The sequence below is a fragment of the Actinacidiphila rubida genome (genome assembly GCF_900110255.1).
Taxonomy (GTDB): Bacteria; Actinomycetota; Actinomycetes; order Streptomycetales; family Streptomycetaceae; genus Actinacidiphila; species Actinacidiphila rubida.
The window spans coordinates 1-12,253 of the sequence record NZ_FODD01000087.1; the positions used below are offsets into that span (position 1 = coordinate 1).

General features: G+C 74.3%; 12 protein-coding genes and 1 pseudogene. 8 read left to right on the forward strand and 5 right to left on the reverse strand.

Features of this window, described 5'->3' with window-relative positions; all coding sequences use genetic code 11:
• On the reverse strand, positions 1–501 hold a 501-nt coding region (locus tag BMW99_RS38225; protein WP_177226152.1), incomplete at its 3' end, for a glycoside hydrolase family 11 protein.
• Positions 502–930: 429 nt separating this feature from the next.
• On the reverse strand, positions 931–1,941 hold the full coding sequence (locus BMW99_RS38230; RefSeq protein WP_075018391.1) for an ADP-ribosylglycohydrolase family protein: 1,011 nt from the start codon (positions 1,939–1,941) through the stop codon (positions 931–933).
• A 72-nt stretch (positions 1,942–2,013) separates the two neighbouring features.
• Here BMW99_RS38230 and BMW99_RS38235 point away from each other — a divergent pair, with 72 nt between their 5' ends.
• Complete coding sequence (locus tag BMW99_RS38235; RefSeq protein ID WP_069466281.1) at positions 2,014–2,478, forward strand: GNAT family N-acetyltransferase; 465 nt, start codon at positions 2,014–2,016, stop codon at positions 2,476–2,478.
• A gap of 28 nt (positions 2,479–2,506) precedes the next feature.
• Here BMW99_RS38235 and BMW99_RS38240 read toward each other — a convergent pair whose 3' ends face one another.
• Positions 2,507–2,938: a hypothetical protein gene (locus BMW99_RS38240; protein ID WP_075018392.1), complete on the reverse strand. Its 432-nt coding sequence runs from the start codon at positions 2,936–2,938 to the stop codon at positions 2,507–2,509.
• 164 nt (positions 2,939–3,102) lie between these two features.
• Between BMW99_RS38240 and BMW99_RS42835 the strand changes: the two genes are divergently transcribed.
• From BMW99_RS42835 to BMW99_RS38275, 7 genes and pseudogenes are all read left to right on the forward strand, one after another.
• Positions 3,103–3,903, forward strand: a complete 801-nt coding sequence (locus BMW99_RS42835) for a glycoside hydrolase family 3 C-terminal domain-containing protein (protein WP_265737218.1) — start codon at positions 3,103–3,105, stop codon at positions 3,901–3,903.
• On the forward strand, positions 3,834–4,931 hold the full coding sequence (locus tag BMW99_RS42840) for a glycoside hydrolase family 3 protein (protein WP_265737219.1): 1,098 nt from the start codon (positions 3,834–3,836) through the stop codon (positions 4,929–4,931). The genes BMW99_RS42835 and BMW99_RS42840 overlap by 70 nt, the downstream gene beginning before the upstream one ends.
• Positions 4,879–5,294: pseudogene (locus BMW99_RS38255) on the forward strand ((R)-mandelonitrile lyase). Before BMW99_RS42840 ends, BMW99_RS38255 begins: the two are co-directional and overlap by 53 nt.
• Before the next feature lie 234 nt (positions 5,295–5,528).
• Positions 5,529–5,903: a DUF2255 family protein gene (locus BMW99_RS38260; protein ID WP_069467600.1), complete on the forward strand. Its 375-nt coding sequence runs from the start codon at positions 5,529–5,531 to the stop codon at positions 5,901–5,903.
• Between the two features lie 233 nt (positions 5,904–6,136).
• Positions 6,137–7,384, forward strand: coding sequence for a hypothetical protein (locus BMW99_RS42565; protein WP_079176332.1), 1,248 nt, complete (start codon positions 6,137–6,139; stop codon positions 7,382–7,384).
• 144 nt (positions 7,385–7,528) lie between these two features.
• Entirely contained in the window at positions 7,529–8,341 is an 813-nt protein-coding gene (locus BMW99_RS38270) for an alpha/beta hydrolase (RefSeq protein WP_218159333.1), read from the forward strand.
• A gap of 102 nt (positions 8,342–8,443) precedes the next feature.
• A complete protein-coding gene (locus BMW99_RS38275; RefSeq protein ID WP_069463581.1) occupies positions 8,444–9,544 on the forward strand; it encodes an alpha/beta fold hydrolase in 1,101 nt (366 codons plus the stop codon).
• A 153-nt stretch (positions 9,545–9,697) separates the two neighbouring features.
• On the opposite strand, the gene BMW99_RS38280 is transcribed toward BMW99_RS38275, so the two are convergent.
• A complete protein-coding gene (locus BMW99_RS38280) occupies positions 9,698–11,260 on the reverse strand; it encodes an alpha-L-arabinofuranosidase B (RefSeq protein ID WP_069463580.1) in 1,563 nt (520 codons plus the stop codon).
• 155 nt (positions 11,261–11,415) lie between these two features.
• Positions 11,416–12,253, reverse strand: an 838-nt coding sequence (locus tag BMW99_RS38285; protein ID WP_075018397.1) for an ABC transporter permease, incomplete at its 5' end; no start/stop codon positions are given.

The following is a 12,253-nucleotide window of genomic DNA, read 5'->3' on the forward strand; positions in this document are numbered from 1 at the left end:
GGGCGCGTTGACGCGCTGCGTCTCGTAGATGTCGTACGTGCCGCCGTCGCTGGTGACGGTGCCCTTGTAGGTGCCGGTCGGCCGGTAGGTGCCGTAGTTGTCGACGATGTAGTACTCGACGAGCGGGTTGGTGGTCCACCCGTACAGCGACAGGTAGGCGTTGCCGGACGGGTTGAAGCTGCCGGAGTAGTTCACGGTCTGGCGGCCGCCGTTGCTCCAGCCCTTGCCGGCCACGAAGTTGCCGACATTGCTCCACGAGGTGCTGTAGTTGCCGCCGGAGCCCAGCGTCATCGACGACGAGCCGCCGCCGTCGGTCCAGAACGAGTAGTAGTACCCATTGTTGGTGCCGGTCTGACTCGACGTGACGACCGTGTCGGCGTTGGCCGTACCCGGCAGGACCAGTGCGGCGACGGCGACCAGGACGATGGCGCAGACGCTGCTGAGGAGCAGCCTCAGACGGCCGGCTCCGGGGTTCGTGCGTGGGGCGAGGATGTCGTTCATGTGCGCGCTTCCTCCTCGTTGAGGCGGGTGGGGGGCAGGCGGCACGGCCCGACGCCGCGGCGGTCGGTGGATCGGGGCGACGGCGACCGCGGGTCGGCTCGTGCATGGCGCCGGTACGACCGGCCGGCCACCGTGCGCCCGGCGACCGGCCGAACGGGCCACCAGGTGACCCGGATCGGCAGGAGTGACGCCCTGCCGACGGCGCCCAGTGTTGGTCCGCCGCCGACCACTGTCAACAGTTTCGACACCAACTCCGAAACGATCGCCATGAGTTGCCGTGGCGCACGATCCCATCGGAGCAGTTCAGCGGCCACGAGAGGCAGGATGCCCGCGCGTGGAATTCGGAGGCGGAGGCGAAGTCGATCAGGACGCGGAAACGTCAATCCGAAACTTTCGAGCCCGGGTGGCCGTCGCCCCCGCCTCCCGCGCTCAGACGTCCCAGGCCCGCCCCAGCGCCAGCAGCCGCTCCCGGTACTCGATGTCCCGCACCCAGTCCCCGGGCCACGCGTCCGCCCCGTGGTACGCCCCCGCGAACGCGCCGGACAGCGCGGCGACGGAGTCCGAGTCGCCCGAGGAGTACGCGGCCCTGCGGATCACGGCGGGCGGGTCGTCGGCCAGCATCAGGAAGCAGTACAGGCCGGTCGCCAGCGCCTCTTCGGCCACCCAGCCCGCGCCCGTGGCCAGGCAGGGATCGGCCTCCGGATCCGCGTCGGCGAGCGCCTCCTCCAGCCGGCCCAGGGCACGCAGGCATGCGTCCCAGCCGCGCGCCGCGAAGGCGGCGGGACTCTCGTCGTGGGCCCGCGCCGCCAGGTCACCGAGCCAGTCGGCGCGATAGGCCGACCGGCTGCCCGTGGCGTACGCCGTGAGCGCCGGCACCAGGTCCGCCGGTTCCGCGCCGCCCGCCAGGAGCCGGACGGCCTCCGCCGTCAGGTCCGCGGCCGCCAGTGCCGTGGGGTGGCCGTGCGTCAGAGCCGCCTGCAGTTGCGCCGCGCCGGAGCGCTGCCGGGCGTCGAGCCCGGGCACGAGGCCGAGCGGCGCCACCCTCATGTTCGCCCCGCACCCCTTGGACCCGATCTCGCTGGCGTCCTGCCAGCGTCCGCCCCTGCTCAGCGCCTCGCAGGCGCGCAGGCACGTTCCGCCGGGTGCACGGTCGTTGTCGTCGGCGAAGCACCAGTCCACGAACCGCCGCCGCACCGGCGGCTCCATCCTTGCCGCGGTGAGCGGGCCGCCGGCGAGCGCGTCGAGAAGGCCCTCGCCCAGCGCCAGCGTCATCTGCGTGTCGTCCGTGACGTAGGCGCGTCCGGAGGCGAGCGGCAGCGGCATGCTCCGCCACGGTCCGGTCTTCGCCTCGATCTGCGCCATGCTGTTGAACTCCGTCGGGAAACCCATCGCGTCCCCGAACGCCAGTCCCAGCAGTGCCCCCGTAGCCGCCCTCTTCATGCCGCCCTCGACCCCTTCCCCCCGGTGAACCCCCAGGTCTATCGCATGGTGGGGCTGTGATGGAGTGGGGGCATGAACGAGATCACCATCAGGGCCGCGGGCGCCGGCGACGTGGCGGCCATCGTCGCGCTGCTCGCCGACGACGAGTTGGGGCGGTTGCGGGAGTCGCCGGAGGACCTGCGGCCGTACGAGGCGGCGTTCGCGGAGATCGCCGGGGACCCGCAGCACGTGCTGGCGGTGGCGGAGCGGGACGGCATGGTCGTCGGGACCGCGCAGCTGACGTATCTGCCGGGGCTGTCCCATCGGGGGGCGACGCGCGCGCAGATCGAGGCGGTGCGGATCGGCAGTGCGGCCCGCGGGACGGGCCTGGGGAGCACCCTGATCACGTGGTGCGTGGAGCAGGCGCGGGAGCGCGGCTGCGCGATGGTGCAACTGACCTCGGACGCCGGCCGCACCGACGCCCACCGGTTCTACGAGCGGCTCGGGTTCCGCGCGAGCCACGTCGGGTTCAAGCTGACGCTGGACCCCGCCCACTGATCGGCGGCCACCGGCGGGACGCCGGCGGTCAGGTCGTGGTGATCCGGCCGCCCGCGTCGACCCGGCTCGTTCCGTGGTCGCCGACCAGGTTCTTGCAGCGGCCGCCGTCCGTGTGGTGCACCACCAGCTTTCCCGTGGTGTCGAGGACGGAGTGCCCGGCAGTGTCCGCGAGCACCACGCGCACGCGATACGTGCCCGAGTCGAGGTGGCCCAGGCGGAACACCGCCTGCTGGGCGTTCACCGCCACGCTCCGGCCGGCCGCGGAGGCCGCGTCACAGGCGTTGCCGACGTCCACGAGGCAGACGCGCATGGTCGTGGCCCGCCCGGGATGCGCCCGCACGTAGGGCGCGGCGTCCACCGTGATCGTCGGGATCCCGCGCCACATCGGGCAGGCGCCGCCCGACCCGACATCCCCGCAGCCGACCAGCAGCAACCCCGCGCCCGCCACGGCCGCCGTCACGCAGGCCGTCCGGCGCCGTCCCCAAGTCCTCGTCCCACCCATGCCCGTTGGACGGGCCGCGGCGGTCCCCGGTTCCGGGCGGGGGCCGGGGGTCCGGCGCATCCGGCGCATCCGGCGCTACGGGTCCACGGGTCTCCGGACCCGAGGGCGGCCCCAGCACGATCGTGCTGCTCCGCAACCGCGACGGCCTGCTGCCGCTGTCCGGGACCGGCCGCGTCGCGGTCGTCGGACCGCTCGCCGACACGCTGTTCGAGGACTGGTACAGCGGGACGATGCCGTACCGGATCACCGCCGCGGCCGGACTGGCCGTGGCGGCCGCCGGGCGCGGCGGCACCGTCGAGACCGTCGAGGGTGTGGACCCGATCGCGCTGCGCGCCGCGTCGACGGGAGCGCCGCTGATCGCCGCCGGCCCCCGTGGACGCCTGACCGCCGCCCGCTCCGACGGCGGTAGGGGCGACACGGCGGGGGCCGAACCGGTGGGCGGGGAAGCGCAGTTCGACCTGTTCGACTGGGACCTGGGCGTCCTCACGCTGCGCAACGCCGGCACCGGCCGCTACGCCGGACTCAACGAGGACGCTTCGGTGACCGCCGACCGCCGCCTGCCCGGGGGCTGGGACGTCCACGAGACGTTCCGCCTCGAGGCGGCGCCCGGCGGTGGCGAGCTGCTGCGCAGCGTCCTCACCGGACGGTACGCGGTCCTCGACGCGGCGACCGGGGACGTCGCCATGTCCTCGGAGGACCCGGCGGACGCCGAACGCTTCACCCTGATGGTGCTGCGTGGCGGCGTGGCCGCGGCCGTCGGTGCCGCCGAGCGCGCCGGCACCGTCGTCGTCGTGTGTTCGGCAACGACCCGCACATCAACGGCCGCGAGACCCAGGACCGCGCCGGCCTGGCCCTGCCGCCCGCGCAGGAGCGGCCGCTGCGCGCGGTCGCCGCCGTGCGGCCGCAGACCGTGCTGGTGGTGATGAGCAGCTACCCGTACGCCGTCGACTGGGCGGACGCGCACCTGCCCGCGGTGCTGTGGACGTCGCACGGCGGCCAGGAGACCGGCCGGGCCCTCGCCGCGGTGCTGCTCGGCGACGCGGACCCGTCCGGCCGCCTCCCCCAGACCTGGTACCGAGGCGACGACACGCTCCCCGACCGGCTGGACTACGACATCATCAAGGCCGGCTGGACGTACCAGTACCACCGGGCCGAACCGCTCCACCCGTTCGGCCACGGGCTGTCGTACACCCGGTTCGCGCACGGCGGGCTCCGCCTGAGCGGCGGCCTCGTCGCCGAGGACGGCCAGGTCACCGCGTCCGTGACCGTCACGAACACCGGTGACCGGCCCGGCACCGAGACCGTGCAGCTGTACGTCCGTGCCCTGCACGCCCGTGACGAGGCACCGCTGCTCCGACTCGCCGACTTCCGCGAGGTGCGTCTCGGGCCGGGCGAGTCACGCGGGGCGGCGTTCACCCTGGACGTCGCGGAGTCGCTCGCGCGCTGGTCCGTGGCCGGCGGCGCGTTCACCGTCGACCCCGGCGGACACGAGGTGCTGGCGGCCCGTTCGGCCGGCGACGTCACGCTCGTCGCGCCCCTGACCGTCACCGGCCCGGTGCCCCGGCCGCGCGAGGCGGTGGGACGGCGGTTCGCCGCGGCGGACTTCGACGACGGCGCGAACGCGGCGCTGGTGGACGCCACCCGCGCCGCGGGCGACGCGGTCGCCCCCGCCGACGCCGCCGCACCGGCCACGCTCCTGTTCCGCTCCGTGGAGGTGACCGGAGCCCGCACCGTCACGGCCGAGGTCTCCCGCACCGGTGAGGGTGAGGGCCGCCTCGAGGTGTGGGCGGGCAGCACCCGGCTGGCCGCCCTGCCCGTCCCCGGCACGGGCGACCGGTACGCCTGGACGACGGTCACCGGCGAACTCGCCCTTCCCTGCTCGAGAGTTCACGACCTGCGTGTGGAACTGGCCGGGGAGCAGCGGCTGGCGGGCTTCACCTTCGGCGGGTGACGCGTGGTTCACGGGGGACGCCTGGGCCGACGTGGTCTGCCGGCGGAGGAGCCCGGACGGATGCGGGCCAACGCGGTCCGCTTCGCTCCCGGCGCCCGCACGGCCTGGCACTCCCACGGCCTCGGCCGGACCCTGTACGTCGTCGAGGGCATCGCGCTCGTCCAGGCCCGCGGGGGACGCGTCCTCGAGGCCCACCCCGGTGACGTGGTGGGGACCCCGCCCGGCGAGGACCACTGGCACGGGGCGGCACCGGACCGCTTCATGGTGCATCTCGCGCTCTGGGAGACCGACGACGTGCGGTGGCCGGAGTACGTGAGCGACGCCGAGTACGCCGGGCCGCGCACCGCCGCCGCCCGCCCCTGACGCGGACCGGGACGAGGCCGGGGAACCCGGAACCCGGACTCGGACGTGATGAGCCCCGGCCCCGCGGCGTTGCGGGCGCTGCGCGGCCACTCGCGTGGGCGAGGCCGCGGCGACCCGTATGGACCCGTATAAGCCGCACGCACGCGCGTCGGCCCGCCAGGCTGGAACCCGGCGGGCCCGCGGCCGTTCGGTCCGGGACCGGCCCCGCGTGCCCACCATCGAGGAGAACCGCAGATGACCGCCTGGACCGCCGCAGAGCTCGACCGGATCGACGGCACCGACGAGTTGGACGTCGCGCCGCTGGAGAGCGACGGCACCCTGCGCCCGCCCACCACCATCTGGGTGGTGCGCGAGGGCGACGACCTGTACGTGCGGTCCTGGCGCGGGACGGGCGGCGCCTGGTACCAGGCGGCCCGCTCGACTCACGCGGGGCGGATCACCAGCAGCGGCTTGGCCAAGGACGTGACGTTCACGGAGGAGACCGACCCGGTCGTCAACCACCGTGTGGACGCGGCCTACCGGTCCAAGTACAGCCGCTACAGCAACTACGTGGCACCGATGGTGGCGGACGGGGCCCGGGCGACGACGCTCCGGCTCCAGCCGCGCTGACCCGCGCCTCGTGTGAGGTCACACCCGCGTTCGGTCCCGCCCCGAGCGGGTCGGACGTGTTCTCGCCACGCCTGCTTGCCATGTCTTCATCAACTCTTGTGGCCGCTTGCGCGCCACGGATAGCCTCCCTGCGCTCCGCACGGAAAGCGCTGTCACTTTCGTACCCCCCCACGTCGGACGAATGAAGCTGCGAGGTGCACATGCACGCGTCGAGGCGACGCACTCCCCTCATATTGACCGCCCTGAGCGCGCTCCTGGGATCGCTGGCGCTCCAGGGCGTGGCGCAGGCACGGAGCGCGCCGGAGCCGGCCGCCCCGGCGGGCACGAGCTGGTCGGTGGACCTCGCGGCGCCGGCCGCGGACAGCGCCAACACGGTGCTGTCGGACGGCCGGCTGACGGTCCGCGACACGCGGTCGCACCCCGCCGCGATGCCGGCGGACCGCTCGTACGCCGAGTACACCGCGCCGAGTTCGGACCTCGGCCGGGACGTCTCCGCGCTGGCCGTCGACACGACGGCGACGCATCCGGCCGGTTCCACCGTCGAGACCGACGTCCGCGGCCTGGACGCGTCCGGCCGGTGGAGCCAGTGGACGACGGCCAGGGCCGGCAGCCCGGTCGCCTTCCCCGCGCCCGTCGCGACCGTCCAGGTGCGGGTCGTGCTGGGCGGGCCGGCCGGCTCCGCGGCGCCCGAGGTGTCCGCGGTGCGGCTGTCGCCCGCAGCGACCCCGCTGACCGCGCAGCCGCAGACGGCGCCCCTGACGTCCGTCACCTACCGCGTCTACGCCACCCGAGAGGGCCTCGTCGGCGGCACGACCGCGAACGGCCACGTGATCGCCAGCCGGGACCACTTCGTGGCACTTCCCTCGCGGGCCCTGCTGGACTCCCTCGGCAGCACCACCTACCAGGTGCGGGTGTGCCACGGCAGCGCTTGCGAGACCGCGCCGATCTGGGACGTCGGCCCGTGGAACACCACGGACGACTACTGGAACCCCGCCGGGGTGCGCGAGTCGTGGGGCGACCTCGCCCAGGGCACGCCCGAGGCCCAGGCGGCCTACCAGACCGGCTACAACGGCGGCCACGACCAGTTCGGCCGCGCCGTCTCCAACCCCGCCGGCATCGACCTCGCCGACGGCACCTTCTGGGACGGCCTCGGCATGACGGACAACGACTGGGTCGACGTCACCTTCGGGGTCTCCTCCGCGCCGGCCGGCAAGTACTGGGCGGACACCTTCGCCAGCGCCTCCGTCTACGCGTCGCCGACGAGCACGGCGCAGACCGGCACCCTGTACGCGGGCACCAACTACGTCTACTGCAAGGCGTGGGGCCGCATGGTCGGCACCAGCACCTCGTACAACCACTGGTGGCTGCGCACCGACCCGGACGTCGGCCCCGCCGGTCAGTACGTCTCGGCGTACTACCTCTCCAAGTGGGGCAACGACGAGGCCAAGGACAACAACGGCACGGTCATCCCCGACTGCTGACCGCCCCCGCGGGCGCCGCCCGGCCGCCCCGTCGCGGGCGCGCCGGGCCGGCGCCCGCGGTCACGCCCGCCCGGCACCGGGGGCCGGCCGCTGACGGGGCGTCGGTCCCGGCGAGGGGGCGGCGGCGTCTCTAGGCTGGGGCGGGTGACGAGTGGGCCGGGTGAGGTGGAGCGGGCGCTGGTGTACGGGCGGCCCGGAGGGCTGGACCTGCGGCTGGACGTGTACCGGGGCGGCGGCCCCGTCGTGGTGTACGCGCACGGCGGCGGCTGGAGCAGGGGGAGCCGCGGGGAGGACGGGGGGACGCGGCTGGCGCCGCTCGCGGGTTTCGGGGTGACGGTCGTCTCGGTCGACTACCGGCTCGTGCCCGATGCCCGTTTCCCCGACCAGGTGCACGACCTCAAGGGCGCCGTGCGCTGGTTGCGGGCGAACGGGGAGCGCCTGGGTCTGCCGACGGAACGCATCGGCGTGTGGGGCGCGTCCGCGGGAGCGTACCTGGGGTCGCTGCTGGCGCTGTCCGCGGGCGACCGGGAGCTGGAGGGCGAGGTCGGCGGGAACCTCGACCGGTCCAGCGCCGTGCAGGCGGTGGTGCACTGGTTCGGCCAGGCCGACCTGGTGGCCTCGGCGTCCCGCAGCTCCGTCGAGGCGCGCCTCCTGCCGTTCCGGTTCGAGGCGGACCTGCTGGGCCTCGACGACCCGGCGGAGCTGGCCGCGCGGGCCGCCGGCCTGAGCCTGCTCGACCGGGTGTCGGCGCAGGCACCGCCGTTCCTGATCGCGCACGGCGACCGGGACCGGATCGTGCCGCCGTCCCAGGGGTTCGCGCTCCACCAGGCGCTGAGTCACGCCGGGGCCCGCAGCCGCTTCGAACTGCTGGCCGGCGCGGGGCACGAGGACGCCGAGTTCGACGCGCCCGCCTCCCTCGCCGCCACGGCCGCATGGCTGCGGGCCGTGCTGGGCTGAGCCCGCGGGAGCAGCATGCCGGCCGCTACTTCCGCGGGAGTACGGTCACGGACTTCCGGGGCACGATGCCCGGCGGTCGGCGGATGGACCAAGCTGTCGCCCATGCCGACCCTCCGCCTGCCCCGCCCGCCCCATCCGTCGCGCCTCCGCCGCGCGGGCGCCCACGGGACGGACGTCGCGCCCGGTCCCGGCCGGCGTCCGCGCCTGCGGCGGTGGCTGCGGCGCGTCGCCCTGGGCTGCGCCGTGCTCTGGGCGGCGGTCACCGTGGCCTCCCTCGCCTACAACGGCTTCACGTCGGGGCGTGCCGCTCCGCCGCCGGGGCTGTCCTACGTGCAGGCCGGGGACGTCCGTACGCGGTACCAGGAGTGGGGCACTGCGGGCACGCCCGTGGTGCTGGTGCACGGCGCTTTCGAGACGGTGGACACCTGGTCGCGGCTGGCGCCGCTGCTGGCCCGGGACCATCGCGTGTACGCGCTCGACCTGACCGGCGACGGGTACAGCCAGCGCCGCGGCCCGTACACCGTCGACCACTTCACCCGGCAGCTGCTGGGGTTCCTGGACGCGATGCGCCTGAGCGGCCGGGGCGCCGCGCGCCCGCTGCTCGTGGGGCACTCCAGCGGCGCGGCGGTCGTCACGGAGGCGGCGCTGCGCGCGCCGGGACGGATCGGCGGCGTGATGCTGCTGGACGGCGACGCCCTCGACACGGGCGCCGGGCCGCCGTCGGCGCTGAAGTACGTGCTGGTCGACCCGTACCGCACGTCGCTGCTGCGGCTCGGCCTGAGCACCGACGCCGTGATCCGCGGGCTGTACGACGCACAGTGCGGGCCCGGCTGCCCACCGCTGGACGGTGCGGGCGTGGACCAGTGGCGGCGGCCCCTTCAGGTAGCGGGTGCCGAGGGCGCGCTGTGGAGCATGCTCGGCGCGGGCGTGCCCGGCCTGCCGGCCGCACGGGTGGCCCTGCTGGCCGCCGTGCCGATCCCCAAGGCGGTGGTGTTCGGGGCCTCGGACGACGTGTTCTCGCGTCAGAGCCCGGAGCAGACCGCCCGCCGTGTCGGCGCGCCCGCGCCCACCCTGATTCCGGGGGCCCGCCATCTGACGATGATCTCGAACCCCGGGGCGGTCGCGACGGCGGTGGAGCGGCTGGCCGGGCGGGTCGGGCAGGAGGCGCCCGCGGACGGGGGGCACGGTCCGCTCAGCCCATGAGCGCCCGCGTTGTTCCGGCGCCGACCGGGTGTCCGTGCTCGCCACGCCCGACGTCCGGCGTCGCGTGCGCCGGCGGGGCCGCACCGGCTCTGCGGTGCGGCCCCGCGGTGGGGGGAGGCGGCGGCCGCTCGGCCGCGTGCTCGGCCCTGGAGGTCAGGCCCAGGGCTGGGCCACGGCCCAGCTGGTGTCGTCGCTCCAGGAGGTCGCGCTGTCCCAGGCGTTGGAGCCGCCGTCGGTCGCGAGGTAGACGGTGTAGCCGTAGTGCCGGATGAAGTGGTCGGGGTAGTTCACGGCGGGGAACGACAGGCCCTGGCCGTTGTTTCCGGCCTGCGGGCAGAAGGTGGCGTCCTGCGCGAACTGCGAGGAGCCGTCGTTGGCGTTGAGGCGCAGCTGGAAGTTGGAGTGCCGCAGGTACTGTCCCGCGTCGTTCCCCGACTCGAAGGACACGCAGGCGCTGTTGGACAGTCCGGCCCGCACGATCCAGGTCGCGTCGCCCTTGTCGGTGGCCGAACTGGACGACGAGATCGCGGAGATGGCGACGTTGCTGTCGGCGTCGTCGTGGCGCAGGTAGTCGGAGGTGCAGCAGGCGGTCGTGGCCCGCAGCGAGAGGCGCTGCCCCGGTGTGAGACCGCCGGTGCCCGTGGACGTCGTCGCGTAGCCGACGGACGCGATGTCGGCCTGGACGGCGTTCTCGGTCGCGTCCGACGGATAGCCGGACGTCATCGCGCCCTCGTAGAAGGTGCCGGCCGAACCCTTGCTGTTGTCGCCTCCGATGCCGAGGATGATCGCGCCTTCCTTGTGCATCGGGTTGTAGCCGCTGACGTTGGGCCGCACGCCGCTGTAGAACGTGGACAGGCCGCCGGACTGCGCGTCGCCGCCGCGGATCGCCCACTGGTTGGCACCGCCCTTGACCATGGCCGTCAGGTAACGGTGGTTCACGGTCGGGTCGTTGGCGTTGTAGTGCTGGTCGACGCCGGAGAACAGGCCGTTCTCGAGGTCGGCCATCACCCAGGGGCCGTTGCCGGCGCCGTAGCCCCAGACCTTGATGTTGCCGAAGTAGATGGCCTCCATGTGGCCGTTGCCGGTGTCGTTGTTGCTCGTCTCGGCGTTGCCGTAGTCGAAGCAGCAGCCGCCGTTGTAGTGGGTGCCGTCGAGGATCGCGTACATGCCCTCGGACTGGTCGCCGGTCGCGATGCCCGACGTGTGGTCGTCGCGGTACCCGGTGCCGGGTGCGACGAACACCCCGTAGGCCTTGTGGCCGCCGACCGTGGTGGGCGCGGAGGTGGCGTTCGCGAGGTTGTCGGGGCCGCCGGCCGCGCCGCCGCCGGGCGCCTGGGTGAGGTTGTTGCCGCGCCCGGACTGGTCGTAGATGACGGTGATCACGCAGGTGGTGCCGGCGCAGAACGAGTCCTGCGTGGCGGCGTTGGCGTAGCCGCCGGAACTCAGCAGCCCGATGTCGCGGGTGCTGTTGTCCGAGGCGCGCCTGACCTGGTAGAGCGGCCCGTTGTAGGCCGAGTACAGGGCGCGGGTGGTGCTGTGCGCGGCCACGCAGGGCGTGCCGCCGGACGCGTAGATGTCGCAGGGCAGCGAACCGGCCGCCGGTGCCGGTGCGGCGGCGCCGGCCAGGACTCCGGCGACGAGCACGGTGGCCGCCGCGGCGCTGAGCGCCCAGGTCCTTAACCGGCGCACCAGCCTGGCGGTTGGCGATGAGGACATCGGTTTCCTCCTTGGATGTGGGGGGACGCCGCTCGGGCAGCGGCGCTGCTCGGGAGGGCGGCCGGGACGGCGCGAGGGGGGCGTGGGGCGCCGGGTACGCCAGGGTGTGCCCGTGCGCCCGGCCCGTGCCGCGCGGTCCCGGCCGCGCGTGCGGTTCAGCCGCGCCCGGCCACGCTTCTGGCGCGCAGCCGGTCCGCGGTGATGGCCAGGCCCAGGACGCAACCCAGCACGATGTTGGTGTAGTTGGCGTTGATCTGCAGTGTGGTCAGGCCGTTGTTGATCAGTTCGAGCAGCACGGTGCCCGCCACGATGCCGAGGATCCGGCCCTGCCCGCCGGTGAGGCTGACGCCGCCGATGACGGCGGCGGCGATCGCCGACAGCTCCCACCCGACACCGACGCCGCTGGCCGAGCCGACACCCATCCGGCCGAGGACCATGATCCCGGCGAACGCGGACAGCAGCGAGCTGGTGACGTACATGGAGACCACCCGGCGGTCACCGCGGATGCCGGCCAGCCGGGCCGCCTCCGGGTTGCCGCCGACCGCGTACACCTGGCGCCCCGCGTAGGTGCGTTCGAGGAAGAACCAGGCGGCGACGGCCACCACGAGGAAGACGACGAGCGGCAGCGGCACCTGCGCGACGTACGTCTGCCCCAGGTCGCTGAACGTCCCGCCGATGCCGGTGATGGAGGTGCCGGAGGTGATGGCCAGCGTGACGCCCTGCGCGACGGTGTAGGTGACGAGGGTGACGACGAACGGGGGCATCTTCAGCCGGGTGACGGCCAGTCCGTGGACCAGCCCGACCGCGCCGGCGATCAGCAGGGTGACCAGGATCGCGAGGACCGGCGGCAGCCCGGCCCTGACGTTGAACCAGGACATCAGGATGACGCTGGTGCCCAGCAGGGCGCCCACCGACAGATCGATGCCGCCGGTGAGGATGACCAGCGACTCGCCGATCGCGATGAGCCCGTACTGCGCCAGGTCGAAGCCCATG